The organism is Bacteroides sp. M10 (assembly GCF_014334015.1).
GTDB classification, from domain to species: Bacteria; Bacteroidota; Bacteroidia; order Bacteroidales; family Bacteroidaceae; genus Bacteroides; species Bacteroides intestinigallinarum.
In genome coordinates this window covers 2,972,775-2,990,675 of sequence record NZ_CP060488.1, presented here as the reverse complement: position 1 = coordinate 2,990,675, position 17,901 = coordinate 2,972,775, and the positions used below count along the sequence as shown (strand labels likewise).

The following is a 17,901-nucleotide window of genomic DNA, read 5'->3' as shown; positions in this document are numbered from 1 at the left end:
TTAGAATTGCACACAATACAAAAGGTCGGGAACTTCGATAGAAGTATCCCGACCTTTTTCACACACAGTAAATCATAGTTAGGTTATCGGATCGAAGAAGTGGAGTGTACATCCTTCGCAGCTTCCGGCACACCTACCGGATGATCCAGATCAAGAACGATCACTCTTCCTTCTCCATGTTCTCTTGAATTTATAGTCACTTTAAAACCTTTCATTGTTGATTCGGCATCTTTTTCCGTTGGGAAGAACTTTTCCAGATTATAAGAAACTCGTCCCCATCCCCAATAGTCAGTCACATCCTCATATGTATTATAACGCAGTTCCAAATGTACGTAACCATCTTCAGCCACATTCAATGTCCCCGGTTCTGATGATTCTCCCGTTTCTATCTTATTTTGTACAAGACTGATACGATGTTTCTCCGAGCGAGGCAGCTCCTGACGGAAAATAACATTCAGGAATTTTCCTCCCAACCACATGTCACCCTGATAAATCAGGATAGGATCATTGCCGAATTCCACCGCTTCTTCCTCTGTGGTCATATCTTCCACTTCCTTTGTCAACAATTCCTGTACTCCTTCCATCTTTACCTGAACTCCTTTTCCTCCTTCCATGTCATACAAAGGATTGAAAAAGGCCACTACACGTTCACCGTCCACCGGTTTAAACCAAGGTATGGAAGTAGCAACCGGATCAATCAATCCCCAACGATCACCTTCCAAATAATAACCTCCTCCACCGGTTGCCCGAACGGTCGCCCAATCCCAACTGAAATCTCCGATAGAATAACCATCATCATCACATGATTGCAACATTGGCACTAATGCCAATAACAACATTCCTAAAAGCCACTTAATTTTTTTCATATCTTTTTCCTTTCTTTTTTTAGTCTTCTGCTTAATAAATAAAAAAGCCGTGCAATTACTGCATCGGCTTTACGTTTATTCAGAAAAAGAAAGTTATTTTTTCAACAAGCGCAGCATTTCACGAGCTGCATGACGGGGAGCACCGGCAGGTCCCAACCGTTCGGCCACATATTCATATCCCAAAAGCATTTCATTTCTATATGCTTCATTTTCAATGATATTTTTCAATTCACTTTGCATATTCTTCACGGTCATCGTATCCGCCACCAACTCTTTTACCACTTCACGGTCGGCAATCAGATTAACTAACGAAATAAATTTCACGGTCAAGATATGACGCCGCAAGAAGGAAACCACTTTCCCTATCGGAGTGTAATAACAAACGACTTGGGGAACACGAAACAATGCCGTCTCAAGAGTAGCCGTGCCTGAAGTGACCAAAGCCACATCTGCGTGCTGCAACAAACGATAGGTTTGATCGAAAATGATTTTCACTTTCGCTTCTCCTACATATTTTTTATAATAGTCGGGAGCAATGGCAGGAGCACCCGCCAGAACAAGCTGATAATCGGGAAAAGCAGAAGCAGCCTTCAACATATCCGGCAGATTATCTTTGATTTCCTGTTTCCGGCTACCTGCAAGAAGAGCTATTACCGGTTTATCTTCCAGTTGATTCTCCGCAATAAACTGATCCTTATTTTTCGGATGAGCTTCCTGATAAGCCGCCACCTCATCCACGGTAGGATTACCAACATAGTGGATGGGGTATTGATGCTTTCCTTCGAAGAACTCTACTTCAAAAGGAAGAATGGAGAAAAGTTCGTCTACATCTCGTTTTATATTCTTGATGCGATACTCTTTCCACGCCCATATCTTCGGAGAAATATAATAATAAACCGGAATCTGTGTCTTTGCATGAACAAACTTGGCTATATCCAGATTGAATCCCGGATAGTCCACCAGAATAACAACATCCGGTTGCCAGGAAACAATATCTTCTTTACAACGCTTCATATTTGCAAAGATAGTGCGCAGATGGAGCAACACGGGAATAAAACCCATGTATGCCAGTTCTTTATAATGTTTCACCATCGTTCCTCCGACGGCAGCCATCAAATCACCTCCGAAAAACCGGAAATCAGCCTGCGGATCTTCTGCCTTTAAGGCAGCCATCAGATGAGAAGCGTGCAAGTCGCCGGAAGCTTCGCCGACAATCAGATAATACTTCATAATAGTTGATAGTTGATAGTTGATAAATGATAGGTAATATCAACTAATTAAACCAGTTGTTAAGTTCATCCATAAAGTGATAAGCTGTCACATCAACCGTGGTCGGAGTGATAGCAACATAGCCATTTGCCAAAGCCCAATGATCGTTCTTCTCATTTTCATGTTCGTGATCGGTAAATTCACCGGTCAACCAGAAATAATTCGGATCGTTCAGACGGGGACAGGCAGCCCATTCGTTCGTCCAACGGCCTTTTGCCTGTTCACAGATTTTGATTCCTTTGATATCGGTTGTATCCGGGAAATTTACGTTCAGGCAGGTTAAAGGAGGAAGTCCTTTTTCCAGTACCATGGCGGCAATACTGCGAATATAAGGTCCGGCAGCTTCAAAATCGGCATCGGGTGCATGATTGCACAAAGAGAAGCCAATAGAAGGGATTCCATTCAAACAACCTTCGAATACCACTCCCATTGTGCCAGAATAGTGTACGTTAGTGGCGGAGTTATCTCCATGATTGATACCACCGACTACCAAGTCCGGTGTCCGGTCGAGCACTGTGTTCCGTGCCAATTTGATGCAATCGGTCGGTGTTCCCGAACATTTATAAACAGTTAAACCTACTTCTTTCTTTACTAACTGGTAATGAACAGGCTGCGTCACCGTCAGCGCACAACCACTGCCCGAGCGCGGAGCATCAGGTGCCATTACCACAATATCTCCCAAAGGGCGAAGAAACTTCACCAGTTCATTAATCCCTTTAGCCATCACGCCATCGTCATTTGAAACAAGTATCAACGGCTTTTCATTTTCCATATCTTCAATCCTTTCCTTTTTTATATTCGCACAAAAGTAACAAAAAGAAGCCGTATCGCCAAACACCTCCCTACATCAGATCGAAAAGTCTCTTCCCACCCCACTCCTACCCGTTTACAAATCTTAATCTTCTGCAAGCGAGCAAAAAAAGAAATAGATATCCAATATAAATATGTATATTTGCAAGCTCGTTAAAGAGAAAAGTAGATGATGAACCTGTTGAAGTTTTGTAACCGTTTCGTCCGACAGTTATTAACAAAACAGGCGACTTATCAACAGAAATTGCAAAGTTTCTCTTTTTTCGTAGGCGCTCTAAGGATTTATCACTTATTTCGCTGCCAATAAATTTAGAGAATATGGGAAAAATTATTGCTTTGGCCAATCAAAAGGGTGGTGTAGGAAAAACAACGACTACGATTAACCTCGCAGCTTCACTTGCTACACTGGAAAAAAAGGTTCTCGTGGTAGATGCCGACCCGCAAGCTAATGCCTCTTCCGGTCTGGGAGTAGACATCAAGCAGTCGGAATGCACTATCTATGAGTGTATTATTGACAGAGCCAATGTACAGGACGCTATCCTTGACACGGAGATTGATTCTTTGAAAGTGATCTCTTCGCACATCAATCTTGTAGGGGCAGAGATTGAAATGCTGAACCTCCCAAACCGAGAAAAGATACTAAAAGAAGTGCTCACTCCTTTGAAGAAAGAATATGACTATATTCTGATAGACTGTTCTCCTTCATTAGGACTAATCACGATCAACGCCCTAACGGCAGCGGATTCGGTGATTATTCCCGTTCAAGCCGAATATTTCGCTCTTGAAGGTATCAGCAAACTGTTGAATACCATCAAAATCATCAAGTCGAAACTGAATCCGGCTTTAGAGATCGAAGGTTTCCTGCTGACGATGTATGATTCTCGTCTGCGTCAGGCTAATCAGATCTATGACGAAGTGAAACGGCATTTCCAGGAACTGGTGTTCAATACCGTTGTTCAACGAAATGTGAAATTGAGCGAGGCTCCCAGCTACGGTGTTCCGACCATCCTTTACGATGCGGAATCTACCGGTGCCAAGAACCACTTGGCTCTTGCTAAAGAGATTATCAACCGAAATAAATAAAAGAAGAAGATATGGCAACACAAAAAAGAAATGCATTAGGACGCGGTTTAGACGCCTTGCTCTCAATGGATGATGTGAAAACCGAAGGGTCTTCTTCCATTAATGAAATAGAGCTGGCAAAGATTACTGTCAATCCTAACCAGCCCCGCCGTGAGTTTGACGAAACAGCGTTGCAGGAACTGGCTGATTCCATTGCGGAAATCGGTATCATCCAACCTATTACTTTACGCAAACTCTCGGACGATGAATATCAGATCATCGCGGGAGAACGTCGTTATCGCGCTTCACAAAGAGCAGGCTTGAAAACAATCCCTGCTTATATACGCACTGCCGATGACGAAAACATGATGGAAATGGCGCTGATTGAAAATATCCAGCGTGAAGACCTGAATGCCGTAGAAATCGCACTTGCCTACCAGCATCTGCTCGATCAGTATGAATTGACACAGGAACGTCTTAGCGAACGTATCGGAAAAAAAAGAACGACGATCGCCAACTACCTGCGCTTACTGAAATTGCCGGCTCCAATACAGATGGCCCTGCAAAACAAACAGCTGGACATGGGACATGCCCGTGCGCTGATTTCATTAGGCGACCCTAAACTACAAGTTAAAATATTCGAAGAAATACAAGAGCACGGATATTCAGTCCGCAAAGTAGAAGAAATTGTTAAATCATTAAGCGAAGGAGAAGCGGTGAAAAGCGGCACACGGAAAATAACACCGAAACGTGCCAAACTTCCCGAAGAGTTCAACTTATTGAAGCAACAACTCTCTGGCTTTTTCAACACCAAGGTACAACTCACTTGCTCTGAAAAGGGAAAGGGAAAGATCAGTATTCCTTTCGGTAACGAGGAGGAACTGGAACGTATCATGGAAATCTTCGATACGCTAAAGAAGTAAATGACAAGAAAAAGTAAAAAATATCAGTTACTAGTCAGCGCCCTGCTTCTCTGTTTTTTACAGGTGGCAGGGATTGATGTGTATGCACAGTCCACTGTTACTCCGGTACGGAAAGATACAACAATCATACAGCGTGAAGCGCCGAAAGCCCGTGCACGAAGACATCGTGAGCCGATTGCACAGGATTCTACAAGACAGGATTCTATCCGAATTATACCCTCCAAAGAACTTCCGGCCATCGACAGCTTGTCGGCTGCCAAGATACAGATAGCAGACAGCCTGGACGCAGCCAACAAAAAAGAGCTGAAAAAGATAGAGCAGCCGGCATCGATTGTTGTAAAGACCGACAGTGTACCGCCAACGACTCAAGATATTAACAAGAAGATATTTATCCCGAATCCGACCAAAGCTACCTGGCTGGCAGTCGTATTCCCCGGTGGAGGACAGATTTACAATCGTAAATACTGGAAACTACCTATTATATATGGAGGGTTTGCAGGTTGTGCCTACGCTTTAAGCTGGAACGGCAAGATGTACAAAGACTATTCGCAAGCCTATCTGGACATCATGGACAGCAATCCGAACACCAAAAGTTACGAGGATTTGTTGCCCCCGAATTCCACTTATAATGAGGAGCAGTTGAAAAACACCTTAAAAAGAAGAAAAGATATGTTCCGTCGTTATCGGGACCTTAGTATATTTGCATTTATCGGAGTTTACCTGATCTCTATCATCGACGCTTATGTAGATGCGGAGTTGTCCAACTTCGATATAACCCCCGACTTGAGTATGAAAGTAGAGCCGGCCGTTATTGATAATAACAACCAGTTCCGCTCCAACAGTTTTAAAAACAAGTCGGTTGGTCTGCAATGCGTATTACGATTTTAAAAAACACAATTTAGATTGATCTTATTATTGAAGCATGAAGAAATTAGTTAACTATTGTTCGATTATTTTTCTTTTACTAGTGGCCACGTCGCAGGTAAAAGCGCAAAGTGTAGATGTAGTGATTCGTGAAAATGGAACTGAACGCAAAGAAAGCATCGACCTGCCTAAAAGTATGACTTATCCACTTGACAGTCTGTTGAATGACTGGAAAGCTAAAAATTATATTGATTTAGGCAAGGATTGCAGTACGGCTGAAATCAATCCTTTATTCAGTGACTCTGTCTATATCGACCGCTTGTCACGCATCCCGGCCATCATGGAAATGCCTTATAATGATATTATCCGCAAATTCATCGATATGTATGCAGGACGCTTGCGCAATCAGGTTTCTTTCATGTTAAGTGCCTGCAACTTCTATATGCCGATCTTTGAAGAAGCACTGGATGCATACGGACTTCCACTGGAACTAAGATATCTGCCGATTATCGAATCTGCGTTGAACCCATCAGCCGTATCACGTGCAGGTGCTTCCGGTCTGTGGCAATTTATGATTGGTACAGGTAAGATCTATGGTTTGGAATCAAACAGCCTGGTAGATGAACGCCGTGACCCGATTAAAGCAACTTGGGCTGCCGCTCGTTATCTCAAAGAAATGTATGATATCTATGGAGACTGGAACCTGGTAATTGCTGCTTATAACTGTGGCCCCGGTACAATCAATAAGGCAATCCGCCGTGCCAATGGTGAAACTGATTATTGGAAAATCTACAATTATCTGCCTAAAGAAACACGTGGCTATGTGCCTGCCTTTATCGCTGCCAACTACGTGATGACTTACTACTGTGACCACAATATCTGCCCGATGGAAACCAATATTCCGGCAAGTACTGACACAGTGCAAGTAAACCAAAATCTGCACTTCGAACAAATCGCTGACCTTTGTAATGTACCTCTAGATCAGATCAAGAGTCTGAATCCGCAATATAAGAAGCAAATGATTCCGGGTGACAGCAAACCTTATACGTTAAGACTGCCTATTGACGCGATCAGTACTTTTATCGATAAGCAAGATACGATTTATGCGCATCGTGCCGATGAGTTGTTCCGCAACCGGAAAACCGTTACTGTAAAGGATATTACACCTGCAACCCGCAAAACGACATCAGCAGTTGCCGGTAAGGGAAATCTGACCTATCATACAATAAAAAGTGGAGACACTTTATCCACTATTGCCGGAAAGTATGGCGTCACAATTAAGGATATACAAAGGTGGAATGGAATGTCTAGTACTAAAATTGCAGCAGGAAAACGATTGAAAATATACAAATAAATAACTTCCTGCTTGCATCGTTCGGAAATTTGCTTATTTTTGCAGAACTAAGCAAGTGAAAGGATAACAATTATGGATAATCTGGCCCCCAAAGAAATAGCTGACGAAGAGATGATTAATCAGGCGTTCCACGAACTACTGAATGATTATCTCAATACTAAGCATCGCAAAAAAGTTGAAATCATTACGAAGGCTTTCAACTTTGCCAATCAGGCGCATAAAGGTATCAAACGCCGTTCGGGCGAACCTTATATTATGCACCCGATTGCCGTTGCCAGCATTGTATGCAATGAAATAGGTCTCGGTTCCACTTCTATTTGTGCAGCCTTGCTGCATGATGTGGTAGAGGACACTGATTACACTGTGGAAGACATCGAGAATATCTTTGGTCCGAAGATTGCCCAAATTGTGGACGGACTGACTAAAATATCCGGCGGAATCTTCGGTGACCGCGCTTCGGCACAGGCAGAGAACTTCAAGAAGTTGCTGCTCACCATGTCGAACGACATCCGGGTCATTCTTATCAAGATAGCAGACCGTTTGCACAACATGCGTACCCTTGGTTCCATGTTACCCAACAAGCAATATAAGATTGCAGGCGAAACGCTTTACATCTATGCTCCACTTGCCAACCGTTTGGGGCTTTATAAGATAAAAACGGAGCTTGAGAATCTAAGCTTCAAATATGAACATCCTGAAGAATATGCGGAAATAGAAGAGAAGTTGAATGCCACTGCTGCTGAACGTGACAAGGTTTTCAACGACTTCACAGCCCCGATTCGTACCCAACTGGATAAGATGGGATTAAAATACCGGATACTTGCCCGTGTAAAATCAATCTATTCCATTTGGAACAAGATGCAGACCAAGCATGTTCCTTTCGAAGAAATATACGATTTACTGGCTGTTCGAATCATCTTCGAACCACGCAATGAGGAAGAAGAACTCAACGACTGTTTCGATATCTACGTTTCTATCTCCAAGATATACAAACCCCACCCGGACCGTTTGCGCGATTGGGTCAGCCATCCCAAAGCTAATGGTTATCAGGCATTGCACGTCACTCTGATGGGCAACAATGGGCAATGGATTGAAGTCCAGATTCGTAGTGAACGAATGAATGATGTTGCCGAACAAGGTTTCGCAGCCCACTGGAAATACAAAGAAGGAGGAGGCAGCGAGGATGAAGGCGAATTGGAAAAATGGTTGAGAACGATTAAGGAGATATTAGATGATCCGCAACCGGATGCCATCGACTTTCTGGATACCATTAAGCTAAATTTATTTGCTTCTGAAATATTCGTGTTCACTCCTAAAGGCGAACTGAAGACTATGCCGCAGAACTCTACGGCTCTCGACTTCGCATTTTCTCTTCACACGGATATTGGTAGCCATTGTATTGGCGCCAAAGTCAATCATAAATTAGTGCCGTTGAGCCATAAATTGCAAAGTGGTGACCAAGTTGAAATCCTGACTTCAAAATCTCAACGCGTACAACCGCAATGGGAAGTTTTTGCAACCACTGCCCGCGCCCGCGCCAAGATAGCAGCTATTCTCCGCAAAGAGCGTAAAGCAAATCAAAAGATAGGAGAAGAAATCCTTAGTGAGTTTCTGAAAAAGGAGGAAGTCCGTCCGGAAGAAGCTGTTATCGAGAAGCTACGCAAACTGCATAATGCCAAGAATGAGGAAGAACTGCTGGCTGCCATCGGTAGTAAAGCAATCGTTCTGGGAGAAGCGGACAAGAATGAACTGAAAGAAAAGCAAACCAGTAACTGGAAGAAATATCTGACTTTCTCTTTCGGCAATAGCAAAGAGAAGCAGGAAGAGAAAGAACCGCAGGAAAAAGAAAAAATCAACCCGAAAGAGGTGCTCAAACTGACGGAAGAAAGTTTGCAGAAGAAATATATCATGGCCGAATGTTGCCATCCTATTCCCGGTGACGATGTACTGGGGTATGTGGATGAAAACGACCGGATCATTATTCACAAGCGCCAATGCCCTGTTGCCGCCAAATTGAAGAGCAGCTATGGCAACCGCATATTAGCAACCGAATGGGATACACATAAAGAACTTTCTTTCCTGGTATATATATATATAAAAGGTATAGATAATATGGGACTTTTGAATGAAGTCACCCAAGTTATCTCCAGACAGCTCAATGTAAATATCCGTAAGCTGACCATCGAAACCGAAGATGGTATCTTTGAAGGAAAAATTCAGTTGTGGGTACATGATGTGGATGATGTAAAAACCATCTGCAACAATCTGAAGAAAATACAGAATATCAAACAGGTGAGCCGTGTAGAAGAATAGCTTTCAAACGGTAAATAAGAAAACGATGAACGGTGAATAAGTTGCAGTATCATGCAAATTGTTCACCGTTCATTTTGTTATGAGGTTTCTTGCCTATCGAATCCATGATCGATAGCATTATTTATTCCCGCCCATCCAGTTCGCGTTTAATGGCCAAAAGTTCTTCTTTGATCGCTTTCAGCTTATTAACGATCTCATAATTACGAACTGTAGCTTCTTTATTATCCTTCAAACGTTGCCGGGCACCGGGAAGTGTCATCCCTTTCTCTTTGACCAAATGATAGATAAGTCCGATTGTTTCTACGTCTTCCTTACGATACTGACGTATTCCTCTACCTGCTGTCTTAGGAGAGATTTGTGGAAATTCCTTTTCCCAAAAGCGGAGTAACGACGGATTGACTCCGAACATGTCGGCAACCTCTCCTATTGAATAATATAGCTTCAATTCTTTATCTGTATTAAGCATAGCACTCCTGTTTAAAGATTTTAATCGAATACTTTACCATGATTGGCTGCCAACTGAATCATCTTTTCATAATCTTCGGCACTCAAGTCCATGAAATAATAATTGACCGGATTCACGACCTGTCCTTTCACATGCACTTCGTAATGCAAATGCGGACCGGTACTCTTTCCTGTACTACCCACTTTTCCGATAATCTCACCACGTACCACTTTCTTTCCGACTTTCGTATTAAATCCTTGCAAGTGAGCATATCGAGTGAGATATCCGAAACCATGATCGATTTCGATGGTATTCCCATATCCAGTCTCCCATCCTACTTTTACTACAGTTCCGTTTCCGGTAGCATATACATCTGTTCCCGGATGAGCAGAGAAGTCCATACCTGCATGGAACTTTGTCGTACCGTAAATAGGGTCAATACGTGTACCATAACCGGATGCTGTCTGACGAAGATCTTTATTCGAAATAGGCTGGATAGCCGGAATACATTTCAACATCTCATCGTGGTTCTTACACATATCAATCACATCGTCGAAAGATTTCGACTGAATATACAGTCTTTTGGAGAGCACATCCAGTTTTTGAGTCGTATTCACTACCAACTTAGAATTCGCCAAATCCATCAGTTCTTCGTAACGGTTCGTCCCGCCATAACCAGCTTGGCGGATAGCCGGAGAAACAGGATCGGCCTGCAAAATCACCCGGTACAAATTATCGTCACGCTGCTGGATATCCTGAAGTACTCCCATAGCGTCGTCCAGACGACGGGAAAGTACATTATACTGTGCCAAAAGACGGCTGTTTTCGATTCTTAATTCTTTCTCCGATGGAGAGCCAAAAATCAGAAGCAATACAATAAAGCAACCTGCTCCCAACCCCATTCCATAGAAAAGCCGGCGCAGGATACTAAGCGCACGCTGCCGTACGGTAGGGTAAATTCGATCATAAGTCTGGGTCTGTGAATTATAGATGTAGTATACTTTGCGCATCTTTTTGGAAATATTTCGCTTGTTAATACGGCAAAAGTAATAAAAACAAGCTATCTTTGCACTGTTTTTTGAGAATATTAACCTCAACGATAGATATATAGAAGAATATGTTGACTGCAAAAGAGATCAGAGATTCATTCAAGAATTTCTTTGAGTCGAAAGGACACCACATCGTCCCCTCGGCTCCGATGGTGATTAAAGATGACCCTACCCTGATGTTTACGAACGCGGGGATGAACCAGTTTAAAGATATTATTTTGGGTAACCACCCGGCGAAATACCAAAGAGTCGCGGACTCGCAGAAATGTTTGCGCGTTAGCGGAAAGCATAATGACTTGGAAGAAGTGGGACACGACACGTACCACCACACCATGTTTGAAATGCTTGGTAACTGGTCGTTTGGCGATTACTTCAAGAAAGAAGCAATCAGCTGGGCGTGGGAATATCTGGTAGAAGTTTTGAAACTGAATCCGGAATATCTCTATGCAACCGTATTTGAAGGAAGTCCCGAAGAAGGATTGAGCCGTGACGACGAAGCTGCTTCTTATTGGGAACAGTTCTTGCCAAAGGATCACATCATTAACGGTAACAAACACGATAACTTCTGGGAAATGGGTGATACAGGACCATGCGGACCTTGTTCCGAAATCCACATCGACCTTCGTCCTGCTGAAGAACGTGCCAAGATCTCCGGTCGTGACCTCGTGAACCACGATCATCCGCAGGTAATTGAAATCTGGAATCTCGTATTCATGCAATACAACCGCAAAGCAGATGGCAGCCTTGAGCCGCTTCCTGCAAAGGTTATTGACACCGGTATGGGATTCGAACGTCTTTGTATGGCTTTACAAGGAAAAACATCCAACTACGATACAGACGTATTCCAGCCAATGCTGAAAGCTATTGCAGCTATGTCGGGTACAGAATACGGAAAAGATAAGCAGCAGGACATCGCCATGCGTGTAATTGCCGACCATATCCGTACTATTGCATTCTCTATCACAGACGGTCAGTTGCCTTCTAACGCGAAAGCTGGTTATGTGATCCGCCGTATCCTTCGCCGTGCTGTTCGTTACGGATATACTTTCCTTGGACAAAAACAGGCATTTATGTATAAGTTGCTTCCTGTATTGATTGATAACATGGGAGAAGCTTATCCTGAACTGGTTGCACAAAAAACACTGATTGAAAAAGTAATCAAGGAAGAAGAAGAATCATTCCTCCGCACACTGGAAACAGGTATCCGCTTACTGGATAAGACCATGGAAGATACCAAAGCCAGCGGAAAAACAGAAATCAGCGGTAAGGATGCCTTTACTTTATATGATACATTCGGTTTCCCACTCGACTTGACAGAACTGATTCTCCGTGAAAACGAAATGACTGTCAACATTGAAGAGTTCAATGAAGAAATGCAGCAACAGAAACAGCGTGCACGTAATGCTGCCGCTATCGAGACTGGTGACTGGATTATACTGAAAGAAGGAACGACCGAATTCGTTGGTTACGATTACACTGAATACGAAGCTTCTATCCTTCGTTATCGTCAGATCAAACAAAAGAACCAAACATTGTATCAGATTGTACTTGACTATACTCCATTCTATGCAGAAAGTGGTGGTCAGGTCGGTGATACCGGTGTATTGGTAAGCGAATTCGAAACGATTGAAGTGATCGATACCAAGAAAGAAAATAATCTTCCGATACATATTACCAAAAAGTTGCCCGAACATCCGGAAGCTCCGATGATGGCTTGTGTAGACACTGACAAACGTGCCGCTTGCGCAGCCAATCACTCGGCGACTCACTTGTTGGATGCCGCTTTACGTGAAGTGCTGGGTGAACACATCGAACAGAAAGGTTCATTGGTTACACCGGACTCATTGCGTTTTGACTTCTCTCACTTCCAGAAAGTGACCGATGAGGAAATCCGTAAAGTAGAGCATATTGTCAATGCAAGAGTTCGTGCCAATATTCCTTTGAAAGAATACCGCAACATTCCTATCGAGGAAGCTAAAGAGTTGGGGGCTATCGCTCTCTTTGGTGAGAAGTATGGCGACAAAGTACGTGTGATCCAGTTCGGTTCTTCTATTGAATTCTGTGGAGGTACACACGTAGCTGCAACCGGAAATATCGGTATGGTGAAAATCATGTCGGAAAGTTCAGTTGCTGCCGGTGTTCGTCGTATTGAAGCTTACACCGGAGCGCGTGTAGAAGAATTGCTGGATACAGTGCAAGATACACTTAGTGATTTGAAAGCTCTTTTCAACAATGCTCCTGATTTGGGTATTGCAATCCGCAAATATCTGGATGAAAATGCAGGATTGAAGAAGCAGGTAGAAGACTTCATGAAAGAAAAAGAAGCAGCTCTGAAGGAAAGACTGTTGAAGAATATACAGGAAATTCACGGCATCAAAGTGGTTAAGTTCTGTGCTCCGCTACCGGCAGAAGTAGTGAAGAATATCGCTTTCCAACTTCGTGGTGAGATTACAGAAAACCTGTTCTTCGTTGCCGGAAGTATAGACAATGGAAAACCGATGCTGACAGTCATGCTTAGCGACAACCTGGTTGCGGGTGGTCTGAAAGCCGGTAATCTGGTGAAAGAAGCTGCCAAGTTGATTCAAGGTGGTGGCGGTGGCCAGCCTCACTTCGCAACCGCTGGAGGTAAGAACACTGACGGACTACCGGCAGCTGTTGAAAAAGTACTGGAACTAGCAGGAATCTAAAAGTAAATAAAAAGGGCTTGATAAAAAGATAACAGGCTCGCTTTACATAAAGATTTAAAATTAGGCGCGGATTACGCGGATTTCACGGTTTAAAGAATAAAAATCCGTGTGATCTGTGTAATCCGCGCCTAAATATTATACAAATCGCGGCACCGATGAGCACCTCGTCCGGCACCGATGAAACAACCCTGCGGCACCGGGGAACACGTTATCTGCCGTCGAGGAATATTGACCGGATGTAGAAGTCTATTTGTCTCTCTTAAAAAATATTAAGCCTATAATTTAGGCTTGTCACAGTTTTTTTCTACCTTTGTGACCTGATTAATTATTTTTCTTATCCTTCAAATAAATAAAATAAGTAATCACTAATACCTAAAAAGCAATGAGAACACCTGCTTATCTATGCCTGCTGTTAACCTGCATGCTCATTTCTTGTACCCCTACGCAAGAAAAACACGAAATAGATTACACATCTTATGTAAATCCATTTATCGGAACCGACTTCACCGGAAATACCTATCCTGGTGCCCAAGCTCCTTTTGGCATGGTACAACTTAGCCCGGATAACGGACTTCCCGGATGGGATCGTATCTCCGGTTATTTCTATCCGGATAGCACTATCGCCGGCTTCAGCCACACACATCTCTCCGGCACCGGAGCAGGAGATTTGTATGACATTTCTTTCATGCCTGTCACCCTTCCCTACAAGGAAGCGGAAGCTCCACTTGGCATCCACTCTAAATTTTCCCATAAAGATGAAAGTGCCCATGCCGGTTACTATCAAGTACGTCTGACTGATTACAACATCAACGTTGAACTGACCGCCACCGAGCGTTGTGGTATCCAACGTTATACATTCCCGGAAGCCCAATCTGCCATCATCTTAAATCTGAAGAAAGCCATGAACTGGGATTTCACCAACGATTCTCATATCGAAGTCGTAGACTCCGTCACTATTCAAGGTTACCGTTTCTCTGACGGCTGGGCGCGCGACCAGCATATCTATTTCCGCACCCGCTTCTCCAAACCTTTTGAGAAAATGGAGTTGGACACTACCGCTATCATCAAAGATAATAAACGCATCGGCACTGCGGTGATCGCCCGTTTCGATTTCAACACTCAAAAGGATGAACAGATACTAGTAAACACTGCTATTTCCGGTGTCAGCATGGAAGGCGCAGCGAAGAACCTGCAAGCAGAAGTCCCCGAAAACGACTTCGACAAATACCTGGCCGAAACGAAAGCAAACTGGAACCATCAACTCGGAAAGATTGAAATAAAAGGGGATAACGAGAATGATAAAGTTAATTTCTACACTGCTCTCTATCACTCAATGATTGCTCCTACTATTTACAGTGATGTAGACGGAGCTTACTACGGCCCCGATAAGAAAGTGCACCAGGCCGACGGTTGGGTAAATTACAGTACTTTCTCCTTATGGGATACGTACCGTGCCGCCCATCCCCTCTTTACCTACACCGAGCCGGAACGTGTTAACGACATGGTGAAATCTTTCATTGCTTTTTACGAACAGAACGGACGTCTACCTGTATGGAACTTCTATGGAAGTGAAACAGATATGATGATCGGTTATCATGCTGTCCCTGTCATTGTAGATGCCTATCTGAAAGGAATCGGTAACTTTGATGCTAAGAAAGCCCTCGATGCTTGCATAGCAACAGCCAATCTGGATAATTATCGCGGTATCGGACTCTACAAAAAACTAGGATACATACCTTACAATGTAACAGACCACTACAACGCAGAAAACTGGTCGTTATCCAAAACTCTGGAATATGCTTTCGATGATTACTGTATTGCCGAAATGGCAAAGAAGATGGGTAAGCAAGACATCGCAGACGAATTTTACAAACGTTCTCAAAACTACAAGAATGTCTATAATCCCGCCACTTCTTTCATGCAGCCACGTGACGACAAAGGCGTCTTTATCAAGGATTTCAAAGCCGATGACTATACACCGCACATCTGCGAAAGCAACGGATGGCAATATTTTTGGTCTGTACAGCATAATATTAACGGGCTGATCGACCTTGTAGGAGGTAAAAACCGCTTTGCCGAAAAACTGGATAGCATGTTTACCTACCATCCGGCAGCAGATGATGAGCTACCTATCTTCAGCACAGGTATGATAGGACAATATGCGCATGGTAATGAACCGAGCCATCACGTTATTTATCTATTCAACGCCATAGGACAGGAAAATCGCACACAAGAATATGTAGCCAAAGTTATGAACGAACTTTACAAGAATGAACCAGCCGGTCTCTGCGGCAACGAAGACTGCGGACAAATGTCAGCATGGTATGTATTCAGTGCTATGGGATTCTATCCCGTAAATCCTGTCAGCGGTAAATATGAAATAGGAACTCCGTTGTTCCCTGAAATACAGCTCCATCTGTCTAATGGAAAGACCTTTACCGTACTCGCTCCCAAAGTCAATAAAGAAAATATCTATATCCAATCTATTAAAGTTAACGGACAGCCGTATGACAAAACTTATATCACCCATGAGCAAATCATGAGTGGAGCGACTGTCGAATTTGAAATGGGTAATGCTCCCAAAATATCCGGAGGCACTTTCAAAGAGAGAAATCCTTAAAATCCACCTAAACTAGTCAGAGAGAATGAATGAGAACTTCGATGTAACCTACAAAAGCTTATTTCGCAGATACTATCCTAATCTGATCTTCTATGCTACCCGCCTGGTAGGAGAAGAAGAGGCTGAAGACGTGGTACAAGATGTATTTGTGGAATTATGGAAACGGAAAGACAATATAGAAATAGGCGAACAAATCCAAGCCTTTCTCTATCGTGCAGTCTATACCCGCGCCCTAAATGTCTTAAAACACCGCAATGTGGAAGACGGCTACTGTGCCGCCATGGAAGAAATCAACCAAAGGCGTACTGAATTTTATCAACCGGACAATAATGAGGTAATCCGAAGAATTGAAGACAGGGAACTCCGCAAAGAAATCCACGATGCGATTAATGAACTTCCGGACAAATGCAAAGAAGTTTTCAAACTAAGCTATCTGCACGATATGAAAAACAAAGAGATAGCCGATATTCTCGGTGTTTCACCCCGTACCGTAGAAGCTCATATGTACAAGGCTTTAAAGTACTTACGAGACCGCCTCAATCCTCTTTGGACGATTCTTTTCTTATTTTTATGGAGATAGCGATAAGTGTTTTTGTGTTTTGAATTGTATTACTAATATGAAGGAAAAGAAAATGAGTAATCTGAGTGAAGAAATAATAAACAGATATCTGACAGGACAATGTTCTGAAGAAGAGCTTATCGAGGTGAATGCCTGGATGAAGGAATCGGAAGAAAATGCCCGTCAGCTCTTTCGTATGGAAGAAATTTATCATCTCGGTAAATTCGACCAGTATGCTAACGAGCAGCGAATACTTCGTGCAGAAAAACTGCTTTATAAAAAGTTGGACGAAGAGAAGAGCAAACAGAGTAAAATACTTAGTATGCATCGTTGGATGAAATATGCTGCAGTTATTGCTGTAATGTTGGTCATTGGTGGTGGAGCCGGATATTGGTTTTATCAAAACGGAAACAACCAACAAATGATGGTCGCAGTGGCCAATGAAGGCATCGTAAAAGAAATAGTCTTGCCTGATGGAAGTAAAGTGTGGCTGAACAACGCATCAACTTTAAAATATCCGCATGAGTTCTCAGAGAAGGAGCGTAATGTCTATCTGGAAGGAGAAGCTTATTTTGAGGTTACCAAAAATCGCCATAAGCCATTCATCGTCCAGAGCGATGCTATGCGTGTACGCGTATTGGGAACTACATTCAACTTCAAATCGGACAAACGTTGCCGGATTGCGGAAGCGACTCTAATTGAAGGAGAGATTGAAGTAAAAGGTAACAAGGAAGAGGGACAGATTATCCTCGCCCCCGGACAACGTGCTGAACTAAACAAAAATAACGGACGATTGACCGTGAAACAGGTGGATGCCAAACTGGATGCTGTCTGGCATGACAATCTGATTCCATTCCAGAAAGCAGATATCTTCACTATCACTAAAGCATTGGAACGTTTCTATGATGTTAAAATCATTCTGTCTCCTGACATTCAAGCGGATAAAACTTACTCCGGCGTGTTGAAAAAGAAGTCAAACATCGAATCTGTTTTGAAATCATTACAAAACTCGATACCTATTGATTATAAAATTGTCGGAAACAACATCTTTATTTCTCCCAAATAAGAGATAAAAGATGG

14 protein-coding genes are annotated in these 17,901 nt (G+C 43.0%); 9 read left to right on the top strand and 5 right to left on the bottom strand.

Translation table 11 applies throughout. The features are described from left to right. Positions 1–83: 83 nt before the first annotated feature. From H8796_RS10595 to surE, 3 genes are all read right to left on the bottom strand, one after another. Positions 84–866, bottom strand: coding sequence for a NigD-like protein (locus H8796_RS10595; RefSeq protein ID WP_117937715.1), 783 nt, complete (start codon positions 864–866; stop codon positions 84–86). A 93-nt stretch (positions 867–959) separates the two neighbouring features. After that, positions 960–2,096 (bottom strand): lipid-A-disaccharide synthase, encoded by a 1,137-nt coding sequence (lpxB, locus tag H8796_RS10590; protein ID WP_117937717.1) that lies wholly within the window; start codon positions 2,094–2,096, stop codon positions 960–962. A 43-nt stretch (positions 2,097–2,139) separates the two neighbouring features. Then, on the bottom strand, positions 2,140–2,907 hold the full coding sequence (gene surE, locus H8796_RS10585; RefSeq protein ID WP_117937718.1) for a 5'/3'-nucleotidase SurE: 768 nt from the start codon (positions 2,905–2,907) through the stop codon (positions 2,140–2,142). Positions 2,908–3,263: 356 nt separating this feature from the next. On the opposite strand from surE, the gene H8796_RS10580 reads away from it, so the two are divergent. The 5 genes from H8796_RS10580 (at position 3,264) to H8796_RS10560 (ending at position 9,461) form a co-directional block, all read left to right on the top strand. After that, positions 3,264–4,028 (top strand): ParA family protein, encoded by a 765-nt coding sequence (locus tag H8796_RS10580; RefSeq protein WP_009000353.1) that lies wholly within the window; start codon positions 3,264–3,266, stop codon positions 4,026–4,028. A gap of 11 nt (positions 4,029–4,039) precedes the next feature. Next, a complete protein-coding gene (locus H8796_RS10575) occupies positions 4,040–4,930 on the top strand; it encodes a ParB/RepB/Spo0J family partition protein (protein ID WP_009000352.1) in 891 nt (296 codons plus the stop codon). Beyond that, positions 4,931–5,818 (top strand): DUF5683 domain-containing protein, encoded by an 888-nt coding sequence (locus tag H8796_RS10570; RefSeq protein WP_009000351.1) that lies wholly within the window; start codon positions 4,931–4,933, stop codon positions 5,816–5,818. It abuts the gene before it with no gap. A gap of 34 nt (positions 5,819–5,852) precedes the next feature. After that, positions 5,853–7,148, top strand: coding sequence for a lytic transglycosylase domain-containing protein (locus H8796_RS10565; RefSeq protein ID WP_117937720.1), 1,296 nt, complete (start codon positions 5,853–5,855; stop codon positions 7,146–7,148). A 72-nt stretch (positions 7,149–7,220) separates the two neighbouring features. Further along, the gene (locus tag H8796_RS10560) at positions 7,221–9,461 is read left to right on the top strand and encodes a bifunctional (p)ppGpp synthetase/guanosine-3',5'-bis(diphosphate) 3'-pyrophosphohydrolase (protein WP_008776780.1); all 2,241 of its coding nucleotides are present in this window, start codon (positions 7,221–7,223) and stop codon (positions 9,459–9,461) included. Between the two features lie 121 nt (positions 9,462–9,582). Here the strand turns inward: H8796_RS10560 and H8796_RS10555 are convergent, their stop codons facing one another. Continuing rightward, entirely contained in the window at positions 9,583–9,927 is a 345-nt protein-coding gene (locus H8796_RS10555; protein ID WP_004301384.1) for a MerR family transcriptional regulator, read from the bottom strand. 20 nt (positions 9,928–9,947) lie between these two features. Then, entirely contained in the window at positions 9,948–10,916 is a 969-nt protein-coding gene (locus H8796_RS10550; RefSeq protein WP_117937722.1) for a M23 family metallopeptidase, read from the bottom strand. A 107-nt stretch (positions 10,917–11,023) separates the two neighbouring features. On the opposite strand from H8796_RS10550, the gene alaS reads away from it, so the two are divergent. The 4 genes from alaS (at position 11,024) to H8796_RS10530 (ending at position 17,887) form a co-directional block, all read left to right on the top strand. Beyond that, the gene (gene alaS, locus H8796_RS10545) at positions 11,024–13,642 is read left to right on the top strand and encodes an alanine--tRNA ligase (protein ID WP_117937724.1); all 2,619 of its coding nucleotides are present in this window, start codon (positions 11,024–11,026) and stop codon (positions 13,640–13,642) included. Between the two features lie 382 nt (positions 13,643–14,024). Continuing rightward, positions 14,025–16,262: a GH92 family glycosyl hydrolase gene (locus H8796_RS10540; protein ID WP_117937726.1), complete on the top strand. Its 2,238-nt coding sequence runs from the start codon at positions 14,025–14,027 to the stop codon at positions 16,260–16,262. A gap of 25 nt (positions 16,263–16,287) precedes the next feature. Then, positions 16,288–16,842, top strand: a complete 555-nt coding sequence (locus H8796_RS10535) for an RNA polymerase sigma-70 factor (RefSeq protein WP_117937727.1) — start codon at positions 16,288–16,290, stop codon at positions 16,840–16,842. A 37-nt stretch (positions 16,843–16,879) separates the two neighbouring features. Continuing rightward, positions 16,880–17,887 (top strand): FecR family protein, encoded by a 1,008-nt coding sequence (locus tag H8796_RS10530; protein WP_187343967.1) that lies wholly within the window; start codon positions 16,880–16,882, stop codon positions 17,885–17,887. Positions 17,888–17,901 lie beyond the last annotated feature (14 nt).

Excerpts from the sequence above, each read along its gene's own strand:
- H8796_RS10595 (WP_117937715.1), bottom strand. The coding sequence starts at position 866 with ATGAAAAAAATTAAGTGGCTTTTAGGAATGTTGTTATTGGCATTAGTG.
- lpxB (WP_117937717.1), bottom strand. The coding sequence starts at position 2,096 with ATGAAGTATTATCTGATTGTCGGCGAAGCTTCCGGCGACTTGCACGCT.
- surE (WP_117937718.1), bottom strand. The coding sequence starts at position 2,907 with ATGGAAAATGAAAAGCCGTTGATACTTGTTTCAAATGACGATGGCGTG.
- H8796_RS10580 (WP_009000353.1), top strand. The coding sequence starts at position 3,264 with ATGGGAAAAATTATTGCTTTGGCCAATCAAAAGGGTGGTGTAGGAAAA.
- H8796_RS10575 (WP_009000352.1), top strand. The coding sequence starts at position 4,040 with ATGGCAACACAAAAAAGAAATGCATTAGGACGCGGTTTAGACGCCTTG.
- H8796_RS10570 (WP_009000351.1), top strand. The coding sequence starts at position 4,931 with ATGACAAGAAAAAGTAAAAAATATCAGTTACTAGTCAGCGCCCTGCTT.
- H8796_RS10565 (WP_117937720.1), top strand. The coding sequence starts at position 5,853 with ATGAAGAAATTAGTTAACTATTGTTCGATTATTTTTCTTTTACTAGTG.
- H8796_RS10560 (WP_008776780.1), top strand. The coding sequence starts at position 7,221 with ATGGATAATCTGGCCCCCAAAGAAATAGCTGACGAAGAGATGATTAAT.
- H8796_RS10555 (WP_004301384.1), bottom strand. The coding sequence starts at position 9,927 with ATGCTTAATACAGATAAAGAATTGAAGCTATATTATTCAATAGGAGAG.
- H8796_RS10550 (WP_117937722.1), bottom strand. The coding sequence starts at position 10,916 with ATGCGCAAAGTATACTACATCTATAATTCACAGACCCAGACTTATGAT.
- alaS (WP_117937724.1), top strand. The coding sequence starts at position 11,024 with ATGTTGACTGCAAAAGAGATCAGAGATTCATTCAAGAATTTCTTTGAG.
- H8796_RS10540 (WP_117937726.1), top strand. The coding sequence starts at position 14,025 with ATGAGAACACCTGCTTATCTATGCCTGCTGTTAACCTGCATGCTCATT.
- H8796_RS10535 (WP_117937727.1), top strand. The coding sequence starts at position 16,288 with ATGAATGAGAACTTCGATGTAACCTACAAAAGCTTATTTCGCAGATAC.
- H8796_RS10530 (WP_187343967.1), top strand. The coding sequence starts at position 16,880 with ATGAAGGAAAAGAAAATGAGTAATCTGAGTGAAGAAATAATAAACAGA.